The 17,497-nt window shown below is 60.8% G+C and carries 18 protein-coding genes and 1 pseudogene; 9 read left to right on the forward strand and 10 right to left on the reverse strand.

Features of this window, described 5'->3' with window-relative positions; all coding sequences use genetic code 11:
- Positions 1 to 133: 133 nt before the first annotated feature.
- On the forward strand, positions 134 to 1,585 hold the full coding sequence (locus tag SynTAK9802_RS03350; protein WP_186497266.1) for an FAD-linked oxidase C-terminal domain-containing protein: 1,452 nt from the start codon (positions 134 to 136) through the stop codon (positions 1,583 to 1,585).
- A 6-nt stretch (positions 1,586 to 1,591) separates the two neighbouring features.
- Here the strand turns inward: SynTAK9802_RS03350 and xth are convergent, their stop codons facing one another.
- Positions 1,592 to 2,455, reverse strand: coding sequence for an exodeoxyribonuclease III (gene xth / locus SynTAK9802_RS03355; protein ID WP_255487829.1), 864 nt, complete (start codon positions 2,453 to 2,455; stop codon positions 1,592 to 1,594).
- A 22-nt stretch (positions 2,456 to 2,477) separates the two neighbouring features.
- Here xth and SynTAK9802_RS03360 point away from each other — a divergent pair, with 22 nt between their 5' ends.
- Complete coding sequence (locus SynTAK9802_RS03360) at positions 2,478 to 2,762, forward strand: hypothetical protein (protein ID WP_244275896.1); 285 nt, start codon at positions 2,478 to 2,480, stop codon at positions 2,760 to 2,762.
- Here the strand turns inward: SynTAK9802_RS03360 and SynTAK9802_RS03365 are convergent.
- Positions 2,728 to 3,540: a hypothetical protein gene (locus tag SynTAK9802_RS03365; RefSeq protein WP_255487830.1), complete on the reverse strand. Its 813-nt coding sequence runs from the start codon at positions 3,538 to 3,540 to the stop codon at positions 2,728 to 2,730. The genes SynTAK9802_RS03360 and SynTAK9802_RS03365 overlap by 35 nt on opposite strands.
- A gap of 93 nt (positions 3,541 to 3,633) precedes the next feature.
- Between SynTAK9802_RS03365 and SynTAK9802_RS03370 the strand changes: the two genes are divergently transcribed.
- Genes SynTAK9802_RS03370 through SynTAK9802_RS03390 form a run of 5 tightly spaced genes read left to right on the forward strand, consistent with a single transcriptional unit; the run spans position 3,634 to position 8,026 of the window.
- Positions 3,634 to 4,254: a hypothetical protein gene (locus SynTAK9802_RS03370; RefSeq protein ID WP_186497268.1), complete on the forward strand. Its 621-nt coding sequence runs from the start codon at positions 3,634 to 3,636 to the stop codon at positions 4,252 to 4,254.
- Positions 4,254 to 4,901: a hypothetical protein gene (locus SynTAK9802_RS03375; protein WP_186497270.1), complete on the forward strand. Its 648-nt coding sequence runs from the start codon at positions 4,254 to 4,256 to the stop codon at positions 4,899 to 4,901. Before SynTAK9802_RS03370 ends, SynTAK9802_RS03375 begins: the two co-directional genes overlap by 1 nt.
- Positions 4,898 to 6,106 (forward strand): nickel pincer cofactor biosynthesis protein LarC, encoded by a 1,209-nt coding sequence (gene larC, locus SynTAK9802_RS03380; RefSeq protein ID WP_186497272.1) that lies wholly within the window; start codon positions 4,898 to 4,900, stop codon positions 6,104 to 6,106. Before SynTAK9802_RS03375 ends, larC begins: the two co-directional genes overlap by 4 nt.
- Positions 6,106 to 7,020: a lysylphosphatidylglycerol synthase domain-containing protein gene (locus tag SynTAK9802_RS03385; protein ID WP_186497273.1), complete on the forward strand. Its 915-nt coding sequence runs from the start codon at positions 6,106 to 6,108 to the stop codon at positions 7,018 to 7,020. The genes larC and SynTAK9802_RS03385 overlap by 1 nt, the downstream gene beginning before the upstream one ends.
- Positions 7,021 to 7,033: 13 nt before the next feature.
- Positions 7,034 to 8,026 (forward strand): metallophosphoesterase, encoded by a 993-nt coding sequence (locus SynTAK9802_RS03390; protein WP_255487831.1) that lies wholly within the window; start codon positions 7,034 to 7,036, stop codon positions 8,024 to 8,026.
- Here SynTAK9802_RS03390 and SynTAK9802_RS03395 read toward each other — a convergent pair.
- Entirely contained in the window at positions 8,003 to 9,697 is a 1,695-nt protein-coding gene (locus SynTAK9802_RS03395) for an iron ABC transporter permease (protein WP_255487832.1), read from the reverse strand. The two genes, SynTAK9802_RS03390 and SynTAK9802_RS03395, sit on opposite strands and share 24 nt — an antisense overlap.
- Before the next feature lie 64 nt (positions 9,698 to 9,761).
- Between SynTAK9802_RS03395 and SynTAK9802_RS03400 the strand changes: the two genes are divergently transcribed.
- A complete protein-coding gene (locus tag SynTAK9802_RS03400) occupies positions 9,762 to 10,832 on the forward strand; it encodes an ABC transporter ATP-binding protein (protein ID WP_186497980.1) in 1,071 nt (356 codons plus the stop codon).
- Positions 10,833 to 10,879: 47 nt separating this feature from the next.
- Here SynTAK9802_RS03400 and SynTAK9802_RS03405 read toward each other — a convergent pair whose 3' ends face one another.
- The 4 genes and pseudogenes from SynTAK9802_RS03405 to SynTAK9802_RS03420 form a co-directional block, all read right to left on the reverse strand.
- On the reverse strand, positions 10,880 to 11,026 hold the full coding sequence (locus SynTAK9802_RS03405) for a hypothetical protein (protein ID WP_250397297.1): 147 nt from the start codon (positions 11,024 to 11,026) through the stop codon (positions 10,880 to 10,882).
- A gap of 53 nt (positions 11,027 to 11,079) precedes the next feature.
- Positions 11,080 to 12,249 (reverse strand): GTP-binding protein, encoded by a 1,170-nt coding sequence (locus SynTAK9802_RS03410; protein WP_186497276.1) that lies wholly within the window; start codon positions 12,247 to 12,249, stop codon positions 11,080 to 11,082.
- A gap of 19 nt (positions 12,250 to 12,268) precedes the next feature.
- A complete protein-coding gene (locus SynTAK9802_RS03415; protein WP_186497277.1) occupies positions 12,269 to 12,559 on the reverse strand; it encodes a 4a-hydroxytetrahydrobiopterin dehydratase in 291 nt (96 codons plus the stop codon).
- A gap of 42 nt (positions 12,560 to 12,601) precedes the next feature.
- Positions 12,602 to 13,003: pseudogene (locus tag SynTAK9802_RS03420) on the reverse strand (YjbQ family protein); the annotation flags it as partial.
- A gap of 75 nt (positions 13,004 to 13,078) precedes the next feature.
- Here SynTAK9802_RS03420 and SynTAK9802_RS03425 point away from each other — a divergent pair.
- Positions 13,079 to 15,157: a recombinase family protein gene (locus tag SynTAK9802_RS03425; protein WP_186497278.1), complete on the forward strand. Its 2,079-nt coding sequence runs from the start codon at positions 13,079 to 13,081 to the stop codon at positions 15,155 to 15,157.
- Positions 15,158 to 15,384: 227 nt separating this feature from the next.
- Here the strand turns inward: SynTAK9802_RS03425 and SynTAK9802_RS03430 are convergent, their stop codons facing one another.
- The 3 genes from SynTAK9802_RS03430 to SynTAK9802_RS03440 form a co-directional block, all read right to left on the reverse strand.
- Positions 15,385 to 15,657, reverse strand: a complete 273-nt coding sequence (locus tag SynTAK9802_RS03430) for a DUF1651 domain-containing protein (RefSeq protein ID WP_186497279.1) — start codon at positions 15,655 to 15,657, stop codon at positions 15,385 to 15,387.
- A gap of 487 nt (positions 15,658 to 16,144) precedes the next feature.
- Entirely contained in the window at positions 16,145 to 16,513 is a 369-nt protein-coding gene (locus SynTAK9802_RS03435; RefSeq protein WP_186497280.1) for a hypothetical protein, read from the reverse strand.
- A 586-nt stretch (positions 16,514 to 17,099) separates the two neighbouring features.
- Positions 17,100 to 17,417: a DUF3303 domain-containing protein gene (locus tag SynTAK9802_RS03440; protein ID WP_011364204.1), complete on the reverse strand. Its 318-nt coding sequence runs from the start codon at positions 17,415 to 17,417 to the stop codon at positions 17,100 to 17,102.
- Between the last annotated feature and the right edge of the window lie 80 nt (positions 17,418 to 17,497).

The following is a 17,497-nucleotide window of genomic DNA, read 5'->3' on the forward strand; positions in this document are numbered from 1 at the left end:
AACCGACGCCAAAGGGCTGATGCAAACCGTGCAACATCCTGACTCAGGAACGACCGGTTCCGTTTGCTGTGTTTCTTAATTGCCCACTTCCCACGCATTTTGATGCGTAGTCTTTGATCAGATCGAGATCGATGTGGCCCACGACTGGTCAGTGCTGGAGCGGGATCTGCGCCGATGTCTGCCCCCTCGGGCCATCGTGGCGAAGCGTCAGGAACTGCTTAGTTACGACTGTGACGGACTGACGCTTGAGCGCCACTGTCCGCCTCTGGCGGTGCTGCCGGAGACCACCGAACAGGTCGCTGCTGTCTTGCAGTGCTGCCATCAACACGGTGTGCCGTTTGTGGCTCGCGGAAGCGGCACCGGCCTCTCGGGGGGAGCGTTGGTGGATCAGCAGGCGCTTCTGGTGGTGACCAGTCGCATGCGTCGGGTGCTCGACCTTGATCTGGCCAATCAGCGCGTCACGGTGCAGCCCGGGGTCATCAACAGCTGGGTGACGCGCGCCGTTGCAGGAGACGGGTTCTATTACGCCCCGGATCCCTCCAGCCAGGTGGTTTGCAGCATCGGCGGCAATGTGGCGGAAAATTCGGGCGGGGTGCACTGCCTCAAATACGGCGTGACCAGCAATCACGTTCTGGGGCTTGAGGTGGTCCTGCCCGACGGAACCATCACGCAGTTGGGCAACGGGCTGGCCGAATCCTCCGGACTGGACCTACGTGGTGCGTTCATCGGCAGCGAAGGAACGCTGGGCATCGCGACGGCCATCACCCTTCGCCTGCTTCGGGCTCCGGAGTGCGTGAACGTGCTGTTGGCGGATTTCGCCACGATGGAAGCGGCAGGGGAAGCGGTGCGATCGGTCACCGCGAGCGGCCTTCTGCCGGCGGGGATGGAAATCATGGACAACGTCACCATCAACGCCGTCAATGATTTCTTCGGCTACGACGAGTACCCCCGTGATGCAGCGGCCGTTCTGCTGATTGAGCTTGATGGGCAGGAAGCTGAGGTTCAGGCCTCTTCTGAGCGGGCCGAGGTGCTTTGTCGCGCGGCAGGAGCCCGTGGGCTGCGTCGGGCCCAAGACCCCACGGAATGCGCGGTGCTCTGGAAAGGCCGCAAATCTGCGTTTTCAGCGGTGGGAAAAATCACGCCGACCTATTACGTGCAAGACGGTGTCGTTCCCCGCAGCAGCCTTCCGTCGGTGCTTGCTGCGATTGAACGGCTCAGCCAGGAGCACGGCCTGCCGGTGGCCAATGTTTTCCATGCCGGCGATGGCAACCTTCATCCACTGATCCTCTATTCACTGGACCAGCCCGATGTGGAGCGGAGTGTGAAGGAGCTCGGTGCCGCCATCCTGCGGGTGTGTCTTGATGCCGGTGGCAGCATCAGTGGAGAGCACGGCGTCGGCGCCGACAAGCGCTGCTACCTCGACTGGATGTTCAGCTCGGACGACTTGGAAACGATGGGGCTGTTGCGGTCTGCCTTTGATCCAGACAACCGTGCGAATCCCGGCAAGGTGCTGCCCACGCCGCGCACCTGCGGTGAATCGGCCAAACGGATGGTGACGCTCCCCGCCGGCGTCGAGGTCTACTGAACAGGGTCAGAAGAACGGTTCATCCCCGTCGTCGTCGGTTGGAGGCCAGTCCAGGTCAACGCTGACAGGGGCGTGGTCGCTGGGTTGTTGGTTGCCGCGCATGCCTTTGTGAATGACGCAGCTGCGGGCGAGTCCCAGCAGCTCGTCGCAGAAATAGATGTGGTCGATGCGCCAACCGCGGTCCCGATCCCAGGCACCGCTCCGGTAATCCCACCAGCTCCAGTGACCGGAATCCGGTTCGAACACGCGGAACACGTCCTGAAGCCGTTCACCGAGGGCGTCACGAAGGGCCTGGCGTTCGGCATCGCTCGCCATGATTCCGCCGGTCTGGCGATCGGGGTCAGGAAGATCGCGTGCTTCAAGGCCGATGTTGAAGTCGCCGACCATGCAGAGCGGCTCGCCGCGTTGCTCTTGAGCATTGAGATAACGCTTCAGGCAGCCGAGCCAGGCCAATTTGTAGGGGTATTTCTCCGACTTCAGGCTCGATCCATTCGGGACATAAAGGTTGAGCACGCGAACGCCATTCAGCAGTGCGCTGATCACGCGCTTCTGTGCGCCGAGCTCGTTCGCTTCCGCATCATCCGGGAGCTCCCCAACAAAGCCGCAGCGCACATCCTCCAAGGGCTCGCGGCTGATCAGGGCGACGCCGTTGTAGGCCTTTTGGCCATGGATGTGCACGTGCCAACCCGCAGATTTGAAGGCGTCCAGCGGGAACAGGGGGTCGTCCACCTTGGTTTCCTGCAGACAGAGCAGATCCGGTTGCTCGCTCTCCAGCCAGCTGAGCACCTGATCCAATCGTGTGCGGACCGAGTTCACGTTCCAGGTGGCGATCTGCACGGCTGATCCAGTGGCGTCAAAGACCCTTAGCATCAGCCAACTCCGGATTCCGCTGATGTCTCGCCGTCTTGCGGCTGTCGCTCAGGCTCTGCTGTCTTCCCTGGTGGTGACGACGCTTCCGATGGGTGCAGGGGCCCAGGTTGAAGCTCCCTTTCAGAACCGCGAGGAACGCGAGATCTACGGCGACACCAATGGCAGCGGCTCAATTCTTGATGCCGCCAACCCCATGGATTTGTTGAACCAGATCCGACGGGCGACGGCCATGGACGACGCCACGCCTCCCTCCGATGCCATTGATGCTGCCCTCAAGGCCTATCAGAACCCTCCAGCGACGCCGTAGCGCTGGAGGGTTCTGATCCGGTGCTGCGGGCTGCGCTCAATCCCAGCTGTGCTGCCACAACATCGATCAAGGGATGGAGCCTCCCATTGGCATCCCGCCGTTCTCGGGCCTGCTTGAGCAGGGTTTGAACCGCCTCTGAATTGCCTTGCTCTTGCCGCAATAGGGCCAAGGCCAGCAGGGGCCTTGCATCTGTCTTGTTCTCCGTGGCCAGCTGGCCGTACAACCTCATCGCGGTCTGATCGGATCCGCTTTGTCGCAGCAGATCAGCCAAAAGCAAACCGATCTCCAAACGCTGGCCAGGCTCCAGGCCCTTGAACCGGGCCGTGAGCTCTGCTGTCACCTGACGCTGACGTCCCTGCTCTTGCTCCAGGAGCACCAGCAGTTGCAGAACCCGCAGATCATTCGGATGCAGCCGCAGCAGATGTTGGAGGCTGCGCCGGGCGGCCTCGGGCTGGCCATTGCGACGTTGCAGATCGGCTTTGAACAGAGAGAGTTCGCGCGGCGTGGAGCGGCCAGACAGCCACGGTTGCAGCACCACCTCGGCCTCTTGCAGGCGCTCCAGTGTCACCAAGCGTTCCAGCAGCAGGCCCCGTTCTGCTTCGCTGAGTACCTCCTGGTTCTGGAGCTGCTGCATCAGCAGCTCAACTTGCAGATCTTCAGCCTGGCGACTGCTGCGCGCTCGCGTTTCCGGGGCCATGGAGGCCGCGGCGATCCAACCGACCAGTGCAGCCCCCACGATGGACGCCAGCAGCAACAGAATCCGGCGCGGGCTGGGCATCCGATCTCGAATCAGCCACTTCAGTCTGAGGAGATTGCAGTGGGCTGGCTACAGTCTTCACAAGGGCTTTTGACTCCGCCCGGATCAGCATCAATGCGCGCCCATCCGATTCCCCCGGTCACAGAGCCGTTGCAGTACCGGGCCATCGGTCTTGTGCGCGGCACATACGCCCCAATCGACCCCGAGCAACTCACCCGTGGCACCTTGACCGATGCCCAGGGGGTCCCCCTGGAAACCGTCGTGCTCGGTCGGGTGCTCACCCTGATGCGGCGGCATCTGCCCCTGGATCAACCCCACCTCTGGGTCGTGTATCCCAGAAGCCGTGAAAGTGATCATCTGCATCTGCAGATCGCTGGGGTCTGGGAACCCAGCACCCTGGCTCCAGACCGAGCCGATGCCTCCGACACCCTGCCGGAAGGGGACGACTTCTTCTCTGTTCGAGGCGAGCTGATCTTCACCAAGCCGGAAACCGGCGAAATGGTGGTGAAGGTGCGGCAGCAGGCCCGTGCCGACGGCCACCGTCCGCTTCCCTTCAAGCTCCAGATCAAGGGAGAGCTTCCCCTCGAAAGCCTGCGGCACTTCGTCAGCCTTGACCTGCGCCGCCAGGGCCAAGAACTGCACCTCGAAAATCACGACGTGATTGCTCCGATGCCGACGCGTGGCGGTAAATCCAAGGGAGGTCGTGGTCGTGCCACCTCCCGCGCTCGCAGCTGATGGCCGAGGGGGGGCAAGGCTCCACGGGGGCACTTCGGGCTGGCATTGCCGTTGCCGGCATCACCGCCCTCGGCGCTTTTGGTCCTGCCCTTGGTCTGTCTGCTGCCTGGATCGTTGTGGCAGTTGGGGGTGCCCTGGTCAGCCTCAGCGTTGATGCCGCCACCTGGGAAGGCATGGGTGGGCACATCCTTGCCGAAGCTTTGCCGGGTGGGCAGGAGCGTCTGCGTCGGATTGCGGTGCATGAGGCGGGCCATGTTCTGATCGCGGAAGCGGAGCAACTTCCGGTTCAGCAGGTGCTGGTGGGAACCCTGGCCTGTGTGCGTGCAGGACTGCGCAGCAGCGGCGCCACGGAGTTCGCCGTGCCGGACAGCGTCCGCATGCCGCTTGAGGATCTACGCCGTTGGAGCCGGGTGCTGCAGGCCGGCATCGCCGCTGAGACCGTGGTTTTCGGCAAGGCCCGTGGTGGGGCCGATGACCGCGCTTTGCTGGGACGGCTTTGGGGACTGTCGGGCCATGACGTGGCCACCGCCCAGCGGGAGCAGCGCCGCGCCCGGCGGGAGATTGAGCAGCAGTTGCGTCAGCAGCGGGAGGTGCTTGACCAGCAGGCCGGTGTTCTGTTGGAGGCGGCTCCGCGTTTGGGGCGATGAGCGCGCTTTGGATTGATGCACCAACAGGGTTGGCAGGGGACATGCTCCTGGCCGCACTGTTGGATCTGGGTGTGGACCAGGCCGTGGTGGAGTCGCCTCTGGCGGCCCTCGGTTTGACGGGGCGCTATCGCCTCACCCGGCAGGAGGCGCGCAGTGCTGGTCTCCGAGGCATCCGCGTTGATGTGGAGGGTCTTGAGGATCAGCCGCCCCACCGCCATTGGTCGGGGATCCGTGATCAGATCAATGCAGCTGCTTTAGCGCCATCGCTGAAGCAACGGGTGCTCGCCGTGTTCACCCGTCTGGCGGAAGCCGAAGCCACCGTGCATGGAACTCCGGTGGAGGCCGTTCACTTCCATGAGGTTGGAGCCATCGATGCCCTTGTGGATGTGGTGGGTGTCTGTGCGGCGATTGACGACCTCAATCCAGCCAGGATCGTCTGTTCTCCGTTGCCTGCGGGGAGCGGAACGGTGGCAACCGCCCATGGCCTGTTGCCCGTGCCCGTGCCCGCCGTGCTTGAACTGGCACGACGTCACCGCATTCCTCTGCTTCAGGGCGGAGATCTGCCCACAGGAGAGTTGGTGACGCCCACGGGCCTCGCCCTGGTGTCGGTTCTGGCGGATCAGTTTGTCGCTCCTGAACGTTTGGTGGCTGACAAGGTTGGTGTTGGCCTCGGCCACCGCCAATTGGATCGCCCCAACCTGGTGCGCCTTGTGCTGCACACCCCAGCCGTTACTGCGGGGGAAGGTCCCCGTTGGGAGTCGTTGGTGGTGCAGGAAGCCTGGATCGATGACGCCACTCCAGAGGAGATTGCGGTGTTGATGAATCGCTTGCGTGATGCGGGAGCGATTGATGTGGCGGTGCAGCCGTTGCTGATGAAAAAGGGCCGCAGTGGTCAGTTGCTCACGGCGCTGGTGCGGGATGGGGATGCCGACCAGCTCCGCAGCCTCTGGCTCAGTGCTGGCAGCAGCATCGGCCTGCGGGAGCGGCGCCAGGGACGCTGGGTGTTGCCGAGGCGGCAGGGTGTGCTCGAAACGCCCTGGGGCCCCGTCGCTGCCAAACAGGTGCGTCGCCCCGATGGCCGTTGCACCGTCAAAGCCGAGGCGGATGCCCTTGAGGCTCTTCAGGCCAGCACTGGGTGTTCCTTTGATGAGCTGAGGGCTGCTGTTGCAGTAGCGCCGTTCGTCAGCACGGACGACTGGTCCTGATGGGCAAGGTTCTCCGGCAACCCAAGCTCTGGATCACACTGGCCAGCCTGACCTTCATCGCTGTGGCTCTGGCCCAGCAGGCGGGCCAACTTCGCCAGCTGAGCTTGGTGGCCAACGGTTGGTGGTGGCTGGTGCTGGGGCTGGGCCTCACCTGGCTCAGCATCCTGATCAATGGTTTGGCCTGGCGCGACCTTCTGATCTGGTTGAGACATCCTCCCCAGGGGGTTGCGGTGGTGCCGCTGTTTGTGCGGAGCAACCTGCTCAAGTACCTGCCGGGAGGGATCTGGCATTTGGTGGAGCGGGTCCGCGTGCTGCGTCCGGTGATTGGCGGCGGCCCTGCCCTGGCTGGGGTGATCCTTGATCCACTCCTGATCGTGGCGGCGTCCATTCTTGTTGTGGTTGCTGGTGGATGGCAGCAGGGCCTTGCCCTGCTGGCTCCATGGCCCGCGCTGTTGATGATGTCCCGCTGGCGCGAGCCCCTTCTGCGTCGACTGGAGCGTTCCAAGGCGGCGCAATTGCAGTCGGTTGGCAGTGGGCCACTGGAAAGTGAGGGAAGCGGCCGCGGCGGCTATCCCTGGCGGCCCCTCAGCCTTCAGCTGCTGTTTCTGCTCTGCCGCTTTGCCGGGTTCTGGTGCAGCGTGCAGGCCTTCGGCATTCAAAGTCCGGCACTGTTCACCTGGCTTGCGGCCTTTGGTCTGGCCTACGCCGTTGGGCTGGTGGTGCCTGGTGCCCCCGGGGGGCTCGGGGTTTTTGAGGCCACCCTGCTGCTGCGTTTGGGTGCTTCCGTGCCAGAGGCGCAGTTGCTCGCGGTGGTTCTCAGCTACCGACTCCTCTCCACCCTGGCCGATGTTGTTGCCAGCGGGGCCCTGGTGGCCGATCGGATGTTGGGCCAACGTTTGAAACGCCACCGCTGACCCCCGTGCTGTTGTGTTGCTGAGTCGTCGCCGGATGCTGCAGTTGGTGCTTGGCACCGGTGTTACGGCAGCGGCCCTGCCCTTGAGCGCCGCCAGGGGTGCTGTTCAACGGGTTGGGCTGATCAGCGATCTCAACAGCAGCTATGGCTCCACCCGCTACATCCCTGCCGTGGATCAGGGGCTGGATCAGCTCATTGGCCTGCAGCCGGATTTGGTGGTGTGTGCTGGCGACATGGTCGCGGGTCAGATGCGAGGCCTCAGTGGTCAGCAGCTGGATGCCATGTGGCGGGGCTTTGAGACGTCGGTTCTGCAGCGGCTTCAGGCGGCGAAGATTCCACTGCTGCCAGCGATCGGGAACCATGACGGTTCACCGGGGTTTCCCGCGGATCGTGCTGCTGTGGGTCGGTTCTGGACCCCGATCCGTTCACGGATGGGATTGGCGTTTGTGGATGCCTCGCAGTTCCCGTTTAGCTACTCGGTGCTGCAGGACGGGATCTTCTGGCTGGTCTGGGATGCCAGCTCAGCCCGTGTTCCTGAGGATCAGCTGATCTGGGCACAACAGCAGTTGGCCAGCATCGAGGCACAAAAGGCTCGTGCTCGGTTTGTGGTGGGTCATCTCCCCCTGGCAGGGGTTGGTCTGGGCAAGGATCGCCCCGGTGAGGTGTTGGAACGGGGAGGTGCACTTCAGGCCTTGATGGATACCGCCGGTGTGCAGGCCTACATCAGTGGTCATCACCACACCTGGTTCTCCAGTCGTCGTGGCCAGCTTGATCTGATCCAGCTCGGTGCCTTGGGCAGTGGCCCCCGGCGCCTGTTGCGTGGTGAAGCGCCAGCACAGCAGAGCTTCACCTTGTTGGAGATCGATGGGGGCAAGGGCACCCTCCGGGAGACCACCTACGCCGTGTCCACGGGACGGCCGATCTCCTGGTCAACACTCCCGCTCCGTCTCAACACCCGTGCTGGCTTGCTCCAGCGCAACGCATCAGAGCGTTTGCTGCGGGGGTGACGAGCCCTCTCGTCTGGAGGCGTGATCCAGGGTTGGCACCAAGGCCATGGCGGCGACCAGCCCCAAAACGAGGATCATCAGGGCCGGCAACATCGCTTCGGCCAGCCGTTCATCGCCGGCGTACTGGAACACGCGCACCGAGAGCGTGTCGAAGTCAAAAGGCCGCAGGGCAAAGGTGAGGGGAAGCTCTTTCACCGTGTCCACGAACACCAGCAGTAGTCCGACGGTGATCGGTCCGCGCAAGAGAGGCAGATGCACCCGTTGGAGCACGCGCTGCCAAGGTGATCCCATCCCCGTCGCCGCCTCATCGAGGCTCGGGCTGATCCGTTCCAGGGCTGCATCCAGGCCTCCTTTCGCCACCGCCAGAAATCGATCGCTGTAGCCCCACAGCAGCAGGAGCAAGGGGGCGACCTGCCAGGGGGCGCCCGTGAGCAACAGGGCCAGAGCCAGGACGGTGCCGGGGATGGCGTAGCCCGTTCCGGCCAGGAAGGTGAGGCTTTTCAGCCATGGGGCGCTGGACCAGCGTTTGGCGATGGCCAGCACCAGCGCTGCCGTTACCGCCAAAACAGCAGCGACCAGAGCCAGCAAAAGACTGCGGCCGCTCAGACTGATCAGATCGTCGTTCCAGCTGGTTTGGAGCTGGTCCAAGTTGCTGGCGGCCCACAGCAGTGGGGTGCCCAGGCTCACGATCGGAGGGATCACGGCGAGCAGTTGCGCCACCCCAGCGCGGAATCCATGCAGGTGCCAAGCGGTTGCATCCCCGCCGGCCACGCCATCGCTCCAGCGCCGACTGCGCCTGCGCAGGCTGCGTTCACACACCACCAACGTCAACACGATCACCAGCGTGATCAAAGCCAAGCTGATGGCGCCTGCGGGATCGCCGTTGGACTGCCAGGTTTCCAGGATGCCCGCGGAGAGACTCGGGATGCCGAGCAGCTGCACGGCACCCAGCTCATTGACCACTTCCATGCCCATGAGAGCGACGCCGGCGCCGATCGCGGGCAGTGCAATGGGCAAGGCCACACGCCGGAAGGCTGACCAGGGACCAACCCCCAGGCTCCGGCATGCCTCCAGCTGACGCTGACCGCTGACGGAGAAACTTTCCGTGCTCAGCAGGAACACATAGGGGTAGGTCGTCAGCGCCATCACAGCGATGCCCCACCCCATGCCGTGAATGGTCCAGCTGTGGCGACTGCCCAGATCAACGAGGATCGCCGAGAGGAGATAGGCCGGCGTTGCCAGGGGAATCAGCTGGGCGATGCGCAGCCATGCCCGACCGGGAAAACGGCAGTTGCACAGCAGCCAACCGTTCGCAGTGCCAAGCAAGGTGCCCAGCGTTGCTGTTCCGAGCAGCAGCTGGATGGTGCCAACGATCTGGCGCATGCCATCGGGGCCAAGATCGCTGAAGCCGCTGTGCAAAGACGTCAGGGCCTCCCTCACCAGCGTCAACACCGGCCAGATCGCAACCAGGCCAGTGATGGAGGCGATCAGGATCAGGGCCAGCCGGGTTGGGCTTGGAACAACACTCCGGTTGGGCAGCAACTTCACTTCAGCGATGGGCCGGACACCGTTGTCGCGACGTGGTGTTGCGACATTGCCATGGAACGAGTCTGGCGATGAACGATGGGGATCTGATCGAGGGAGTGCAAACCGCACACCGGCTTCGATCATTTGTCACACTCATAAGCTCGGTCGGTTCCCAAGCTTCATCTGATCTGTGGAACAGCTGCTCCCGATGGAGCCAACGGTTGCTTTAAACGGGGTCTGGCACAGCTACGGCGATGCCTCTGACGGCTGGACCCTGAAGGGGGTGGATCTTCAGGTGGCGCCTGGGGAGCTGCTGGGCCTGCTGGGCCCCTCCGGCTGTGGCAAGACCACCCTGCTCCGCTTGATTGCCGGCTTCGAACGCCCACGGCGCGGCACGGTGCAGCTGGATCAGCGCATGGTGGCTGGAGATGGGATCTGGATGGAACCAGAACGTCGGGGCGTTGGCATGGTGTTCCAGGATTACGCCCTCTTCCCTCACCTGAACGCTTGGCAGAACGCCAGTTTCGGTTTGCCCCGGCGGAATCCCAACCGTGAGCGCGTGGCCTGGTTGTTTGCATTGCTGGGGCTGAAGGGGCTCGAGCAGCGCTACCCGCACCAGCTCTCCGGTGGCCAGCGGCAGCGGCTGGCGTTGGCACGCGCTCTGGCCCCAGCGCCCAGGGTGGTTCTGCTTGATGAGCCTTTTTCAAGCCTGGATGTGGAGGTGAGGCTCCGCCTGCGCAGTGAGCTCTCCTCCGTACTGGACGCCTGCGGTGCGAGCGGCGTGATTGTCACCCATGACCCCGGAGAAGCTCTGGCGATCTGCGATCGCGTTGCCGTCATGCGGGACGGCGTGCTGCATCAATGTGCATCGCCCCCCGAGATCGTGAGGTCACCGGCGACGCCTTTTGTTGGGTCCTTTGTGCTTCAACGCAATTTGATTCCAGTGCAGGCCCATGGCCAAGGCCAGTTGTCTTGTCTACTGGGAGATCTGGATGCATCGGCCCCATTGGTCCAGGCGGACCGCGAAGCCTCCGGTGACTGTTGTGTGCTCGTGGATCCGCATGACATCACTGTCGTCGCCGATGCCGAAGGAGAGGCCAGCGTCCTGGGCCGTGAATTTCTGGGGGATGCATGGGAGTACCGAATCCGTGTCGCGGATGTGCTGGTGCGGGCCCACTGTCCGATCGAACAGGAGCATCCTCCCCACACCCGTTGTCGCCTCAGCTTCAGGGATGGGGCCAGAGTCACGCTGCTTCCGCTTGGCCAGGCGCTGGCATAAAAAATCCCCCGCCGCAGCGGAGGATTGAGGAAAAAGAATTGATGGTTTCAGCGCTGGTGATGGCGCACCGGGATGGGAACAAGTACTGGCTGGCGTAAGCCACCGCCGCCGTTGTCGTCATCGGAATCAGCCAGAAGCCACAGCAGCAGGCTGGCGAGAACAAAAACCGTTCCGAGCAGCAGTGGTTCGACCATTGAGGTTTCTCCCATGCCACGCACAATAAGCACCATTCCTGGGTTCTGCTGAATCAGCTGAAACCTTTTCCTGCATCCGGTGCCACACAGGCCTGGAGTTGTTCCCGCAGGGTGGTGTGGTCGATGTCGCGGCCGATCAGCACCAATTGATTCTTGCGATCACCGGTCCAGTCGGTGTCGTCGATGGAAAAGCGTTTGCCCGCCAGATGGAACACATGGCGGCGTTCGCTTTCGTTGAACCACAAGACTCCCTTGGCCCGGAACACCTCCTGGGGCATCTGGTTGTCGAGGAAGTTCTGGAACTTGCGCAGGGAGAAGGGGCCATCACTTTGGAAGGACATGGAGGTGAATCCCTCGATGTCCTGATGGTCGCCGTGGTTGTGGCTGTGGTGATGGTGTCCGTGGTCATGACCCTCCCCATGGCTGTGGGCATGACCGTGATCGTGCCCATGACCGTGATCGTGCCCATGACCGTGATCGTGCCCATGACTGTGATCGTGTCCGTGGTCATGACCGTGATCGTGGTCATGGCTGCAGTGGCCATGGTCGTGGTCGCAGTCGCTGTGATCCAGGCTCGGATCGTCGGCAGGGGAACTCACTTTGTCGGATTCAAACAGTCCAACGCTGAGCAGCAGGGGCAAGGGCACGTCTCCTTTCACCGAGCGCAGGATCCGCGCGTCGTTCTTGACGTCTCTGAGTTGCTGCTCGACAGCCTCGAGCCGCTCCTCGGAGACGAGGTCGCACTTGTTCAGCAGCAGGATGTCGCCGTAAATCACCTGGGCCCGGCCAACCTCCGTGTCCAGAACGACGTCGTCGAAGTTTTCTGCATCGATCAAGGTGATGATCGAATCGAGGCGGGTTTGGTCCCGCAGCTCACTGCCAAGGAAGGTCATGGCCACCGGTAGGGGATCGGCCAGACCGGTGGTTTCGACGACGATGTAATCGAGCGGTTCTGGGCGTTCAATCACCCGTTCCACCGCCTCCATCAGCTCGTCGTTGATCGAGCAGCAGATGCAACCGTTGCTCAGCTCCACCATGTCTTCATCGGTGGTGACGATCAGATCGTTGTCGATCCCGATTTCACCGAACTCATTCACCAGCACCGCGGTCTTCACCCCCTGCTGATTGCTCAGGATGTGATTCAGCAGCGTGGTTTTCCCCGCTCCGAGGAAGCCGCTGAGAATGGTGACGGGGATGTTGGCGGTGGCTGGTGCGGTGGTCATGCGCAAGGACCCACTCGACTCATGCTGGCAGCAGGGCGTCAATGGCGCTGGCCAGCTCCACATCAAGGCTGCTGAGGCCGCCGAGATCATGGGTGGTCAGGTCGATTGAAACGCGGTTGTAGACGTTGCTCCAGTTCGGATGGTGATTATTGGATTCGGCCAGCAAGGCCACCTGTGCCATGAATCCAAAGGCCTCCACGAAGCTGTTGAACTGCAGATCGCGGTGCAGCCTGTCTCCGTTCACAACCCAATTGGGCAGGGCTGTGCTGAGGGCCGACTTCTGGGCGGCATCGAGAGGTTCAACTGGCATGGCAGCCCTGAATCACCCCTCCATCGTGGCTGGAGCCGGTTGTCAGTCGCTCAGGTCATGCAATCGATCAATCATCAGATCGGTGTCGGTATCGATGCCGTCGTCGGTTTCCCAGGAGTTGGGGTTGTGGCGGGCCTGAATGGCTTGATTGATCCGTTCGCCATTGCGCAGGCTCAACAGGGTTTGCGGCGTGGCTGAAGTGTTCTGCGTGGTGCTTTCAGGGGTGGGGCGGCTGGAGGATTCACCGAATAAGTGGCAGGCGATCGTTCTGGTGTGTGCAGCGCTGCGGTGCTCCCAGAGGTAAACGGCTTGCCAGGTGCCCAGCAGCAGTTGCCCCCTGCTGACGCTCAGGTTCAGGGTTTGGCTGGTGAGCGCGGTTCGGATGTGGGCCGGCATGTCATCAGCTCCTTCGTCGTCATGGAAATAACGGCGGTGTTCTGGAACGGCATGGATTAACTGTGGGGGTTGCGTACAGCCCAAAACCCTGTGTACAACAAGCGAGTTACTGACCCGTAACTGGTGCCGTCCAAGCGTTCAGCTCCTAAAAATCAAGCCTTGGCTGTGCCGATTGAAGTGGCACAGGGGCGGGCGATCTCTTACCAGCGTGTCTCAACGCAGGGTCAGGCGGCAGAAGACAAGAGTTCTTTTGAGCGACAACAGGAAGCTTTTGATGACTGGTGCGCTCGTCACCCTGAGCACCCGCCTCTGCAGGCGTACCGAATCGCGCGCTCAGGAGCGGAGTCAGGCCGCTTCCAGTGGCTGCACGACGGACTGAAGAGCGGAGAGTTCCTTGTCGGAGATGTTCTGGTCGTTGAGTCAATCAATCGCTTCGGGCGTGAAGCGATGGCAGACACGCTGGAAAACCTCTTTGACATCTGGAAAGCGGGAATCAAAACCGCCTTTTGCGATCACCAAGACGGGCAGGTCTTGGACAAGGACGGCTTCAACAAAGTTCCTGCAACGGTCTTTTTGCTGGCGGGAAAGATCACCTCAGCAAGAGATCTGCACCTTGATCGCAAGAGATGGACGCAGGGCGCGATCACCAAAAACCACAGGGCGATTTACGAAGGCAGGCTCAACGACAGCCATTTCAAGGAGCGTTCCCTGCGCGAGGACGGCAAGCCAAAAAGAGTTCACTACAAGTTCTGGCTGGACTTCAAACGCGTCCTGAACAACGGCAACGGCGGCTTTGAGCTGAACGACAGGGCCAAGTGGATTCAGCGGATGTTTGAGCTGGCCTTGTCCATGGGGCAGGACCTAATCGCAGACAAGCTCTTTGAGGAAGGCTTCCGTAGCGAGGAAGGCAAGGTCCTCAACGGGAAGGCCATTGGGTCATATCTGAGTGATCGCGCGGTCATTGGCGAGTGGTGGCCGACAACGATCAAGAAAGACCCCGTAACGGGCGGACGAAGGATTGAGCAGTGCGGTCCTGTGAAGCGTGATCTGTTCCCGCCTGCGGTTTCTGAAGAGCTGTTCAACAGAGTCCAAGCGGCTCGGTTCAAGCGCCGAACGAACGTGACCTACAACAACGGCGGCGGCTCGCTGAAGCACCTCTTCGGCGGTGCTTGCTACTGCGATGAATGTGGCTGCTTGGTTGACCGTTTTACGCAAAAGGACGGCTACAAGCCGATGCTGCGATGCCGAAACAGGCAGTGTTCTGCCAAGAAAGGCATCCACTACAACGAGGCAGAGCTGCTCGGCCAACTGCAGGGCTTTCGCTGGAATCAGTTCTTCCGCGATGACCGCAAGGGCGAGCTGCTGAGCCAGATCAATCAGCAGGTCCTCGCTACGCAGGACAAGCTCAACAGGGCCAATGAGCAGGTGGCAAAAACCCTTGCTGCACAGGATCAGTTCATTGCCCAAGGCAGGGCATGGCCTGAGCGTTTGGACGCGCAGCTAGAGGAGCAGCAGCAGGCTGCAGAGGAACTCATAAGCGCCTTAAACAAGCAAAAGGCGGATCTGCACTCAGCAAGCCAAATCCCCACTGGAGAGGCTGCTGTGCAGGTCACTCAGCGGCGCATCACCGCCTTCATCAAGGACTCAGACGAGCTTGAGGCGAGACGTGAGTTCAACAACTGGTTTGTCTCGTCTGGAGTCGTCCTCGTCATTGACATGAAGAACGGCACTGCTGAGTTCGGCAGGGGAGAGGTCCAGATAGAGCGCCGCAAGAAAACCTTGTTAAGCCTGTCGTTGCTGGAGGAAGACGCAGCTCTGTTTGGTGCGACAGATCAGCAGCTTGAGGAGCTGGGTAACCAGATCAAGCAACGGAACCTCTACCGCGCTGAACAACGCAAGGAAGCTCAGCTCAAAAAAGAGGAACGCAGACGCAACGCAGTCCCAATCACGCCTGAGCAACGGGCAGAGATGGAGAGAAAAGTTGAGGAAACGCGCAAAGCCATTGAGGAACGCGACTTCAAACGCTGGAAAGCAGGCGAGCTACAAAGCGATTGGCCTCAACCAGACAAGGCGTGGGGCCACGTTGATCGCGAACCGTTGCTGCACATCGTCAAAGCGCGAATAGCGAGAGCTAAAGCAGCCGCAAGCCAGTCCAAACGACCTAAATCGCTCAGTCAGCAGCAGATGCAGCAACAGCAGTAGCTGCTGCTCATTTGGTCGCCGCCTGCCGCTCGTCTTTCAGCACTGTTGGCTTTAACGGGCAAGCCAGTGCACGAAAAGGCTTGTGTCGTCCATCAAGGATGAGTTCGCCGAGTGATTGAGCGTGGTGAAGATGAATCTCCATTAGATCCCCTACCAACATCCTTGGTGTAACCAGACAGCGGGAAAGGTCAAGTGATATCTGATGCCTTTTCGCCATCAGTGCGGAATCAGCGCACGGGCGGTGGGCAGCGCCTCCAGCCCGTCTTCTGCATCGTCTGCCATGCCTCAATAGCGTTGTGCCGCAGCATCCGCCTACGAGTCATCGGCTCAGGCGGGCGGGGCGGAACGTAGCTGTAGGTCCTGATGGCTATCCACTGCGCGTGGACCGTCGCCGTGTCGGGCTTGAAGTGACAGAGCTTCTGCTGCTGTTCGGAATACAGCCACCCCTCACCACCAGCCTTTTCTGGCGACTCGTGGAAGCTGCGGTCCTTGTTGGGCATACCTCAATTGCTAGCCAGACTGAATGACAAGCCGAGACTTTTGCTTTGAAACGGCTACTACTGATTTCGCTTCTCTGCCTGGCGCCTGGCTCTCAAGCTACGGATTACGTCCAATGCGAAGCCATACAAAGGGCTGCTGCGCGCTTGAAGGCGGCTATGGATACCGAAGCCCTAGCGAGTCAAAACGCAATCATCCTGCCTGCAATGGAGAAAGCCAAGGAAAGATGTCATGCAAAATTTGTCAACGATGAAGTCCTTAACTGCATGGTGAGGAGAATGGCTCCCTACGAGGCAGAAGGAGTATTAGCGAGAGAGTCAGTTGTCGAAAAATACGCCCCACGAGTAGATCGGGTACTAGACGACTATGAAGCCATGAGCTGCTACTGAAGATGAGTCCTCTTCTTCTGCTGTTTGGCTTAGGGCTTGGGGGTTATCTCGCCGTATGGCGCAACAAACGAGCCTTGAAAGTCAAAGCAAGGCGCAGGCGTTAGCTCTCCTGCGCAAGCTCAATCACGTTGCGCAGCGTCGCCCACTGCAGCTCTGTCCACGGTGGTGGCCCCCATTGCGGCAGGTCCAGATACCCGTTGGCGATATCAGTCCAATTCCGACTTCCCTTCGGCCAGCTCTCGTAATCCGCACCCCATAGCGGTGAGTTCCCACGGCACTCCGTATGGGCTTGAACGTGCTGACGCAGCGTTGGCAGACCCTTTGGGGCCACATCCAGATATGTCGCTCTTAAATCGGGTCCTGAGCGCACATACGCACTTAGTTCGCCCGCCTGCAGCAGCCTCCTGAGCGTTGTCGTTGTCTTAAAGCCCAAATGGGCACTGGCTTGACGCAGGTTGACGATCGCCATCGCAAAACAAGGTGTGCAATCAAAAAATTCCGCTGCCTAGACAAACAACGCGCCTTTAGATGACCCACAGCCAAAGGCCGAAAAGGGAGCCGTTGATGGGGGTGGGGGTAGCTGTTCGCGCCAATAGCGCCGTGACTGCGGACTGCTTAATGAGTCGTCGGCAGGGTTGGGCACTTTCGGGCAATCGTCATCAATAAGCTGCACTGTTGACACTGATAGTTATTACTAAGTCTATGTCTATTGAAATGGCTGATTGACCAGAGCTAGTGGTGAGTTGTCGTTGGTAATAAGACATGACATCAGAAGCAACAGCACTACAAATGGCGCTGCCTCTGTTCAATACCAAGATCACAAGTTACAAGTGCAAGCACTGCGGAGGTAGTGGCTACAAGAAGAGCAGGTATGACGGCTATATGCACGTCTGCAGCTACTGCAGCGGAACGGGCAGAAAGCTTGTCCTGACTCGGAAGTACGACATAGAAAAAGGGCCAACCCCCAACAGGTGACCCCATCTGAACCAAGCTGATTATGGCAAAAAAATGGGGCCAGCCCGACGCTGACCCTAAGTACAAAGTCCTTACAAAGATCAGGACATCTTGGCGAAAAGCTTCTTGTGGTAATCAACCACATCCTGACAACCGATTACAGGAGTGAAGTCCATTTCAATACCAAACTGAGCACGCCATGGCGCGAAGTGCTCAAAGATTTGAGCATCACTTTCAGCTTTGAACAGGATCGTCACTCGGCCTGCGCCAGGAGCGTGCACGCGGAACAACATTTCAAAGCCATCAAAGTTGTCCAGCTTTGCCATTTCGCCTGAATCCCACAGCTCACAGAAGCTCTTGTAGGCAGCCAGTTGGCCTTCAATCTCAGGAAAAACGCAATCCGCGAGATACATCTGCATGGGAGCCCGAAAGAAAAGGGGACGGCCTCGTTTAGCCCATCCCCAAAGCGTTTGCCAGTACGCGTGAACACGTTCCGACA

It is taken from the genome of Synechococcus sp. TAK9802, from assembly GCF_014279535.1.
Lineage (GTDB): Bacteria > Cyanobacteriota > Cyanobacteriia > PCC-6307 > Cyanobiaceae > Parasynechococcus.

What these genes read in the sequence shown, in the direction of transcription:
- xth (WP_255487829.1), bottom strand. Translation starts at nt 2,455, where the DNA reads ATGCTAAGGGTCTTTGACGCCACTGGATCAGCCGTGCAGATCGCCACC.
- SynTAK9802_RS03360 (WP_244275896.1), top strand. Translation starts at nt 2,478, where the DNA reads ATGTCTCGCCGTCTTGCGGCTGTCGCTCAGGCTCTGCTGTCTTCCCTG.
- SynTAK9802_RS03365 (WP_255487830.1), bottom strand. Translation starts at nt 3,540, where the DNA reads ATGCCCAGCCCGCGCCGGATTCTGTTGCTGCTGGCGTCCATCGTGGGG.
- SynTAK9802_RS03370 (WP_186497268.1), top strand. Translation starts at nt 3,634, where the DNA reads ATGCGCGCCCATCCGATTCCCCCGGTCACAGAGCCGTTGCAGTACCGG.
- SynTAK9802_RS03375 (WP_186497270.1), top strand. Translation starts at nt 4,254, where the DNA reads ATGGCCGAGGGGGGGCAAGGCTCCACGGGGGCACTTCGGGCTGGCATT.
- larC (WP_186497272.1), top strand. Translation starts at nt 4,898, where the DNA reads ATGAGCGCGCTTTGGATTGATGCACCAACAGGGTTGGCAGGGGACATG.
- SynTAK9802_RS03385 (WP_186497273.1), top strand. Translation starts at nt 6,106, where the DNA reads ATGGGCAAGGTTCTCCGGCAACCCAAGCTCTGGATCACACTGGCCAGC.
- SynTAK9802_RS03395 (WP_255487832.1), bottom strand. Translation starts at nt 9,697, where the DNA reads ATGATCGAAGCCGGTGTGCGGTTTGCACTCCCTCGATCAGATCCCCAT.
- SynTAK9802_RS03400 (WP_186497980.1), top strand. Translation starts at nt 9,762, where the DNA reads ATGGAGCCAACGGTTGCTTTAAACGGGGTCTGGCACAGCTACGGCGAT.
- SynTAK9802_RS03405 (WP_250397297.1), bottom strand. Translation starts at nt 11,026, where the DNA reads ATGGTCGAACCACTGCTGCTCGGAACGGTTTTTGTTCTCGCCAGCCTG.
- SynTAK9802_RS03410 (WP_186497276.1), bottom strand. Translation starts at nt 12,249, where the DNA reads ATGACCACCGCACCAGCCACCGCCAACATCCCCGTCACCATTCTCAGC.
- SynTAK9802_RS03415 (WP_186497277.1), bottom strand. Translation starts at nt 12,559, where the DNA reads ATGCCAGTTGAACCTCTCGATGCCGCCCAGAAGTCGGCCCTCAGCACA.
- SynTAK9802_RS03430 (WP_186497279.1), bottom strand. Translation starts at nt 15,657, where the DNA reads ATGCCCAACAAGGACCGCAGCTTCCACGAGTCGCCAGAAAAGGCTGGT.
- SynTAK9802_RS03435 (WP_186497280.1), bottom strand. Translation starts at nt 16,513, where the DNA reads ATGGCGATCGTCAACCTGCGTCAAGCCAGTGCCCATTTGGGCTTTAAG.
- SynTAK9802_RS03440 (WP_011364204.1), bottom strand. Translation starts at nt 17,417, where the DNA reads ATGCAGATGTATCTCGCGGATTGCGTTTTTCCTGAGATTGAAGGCCAA.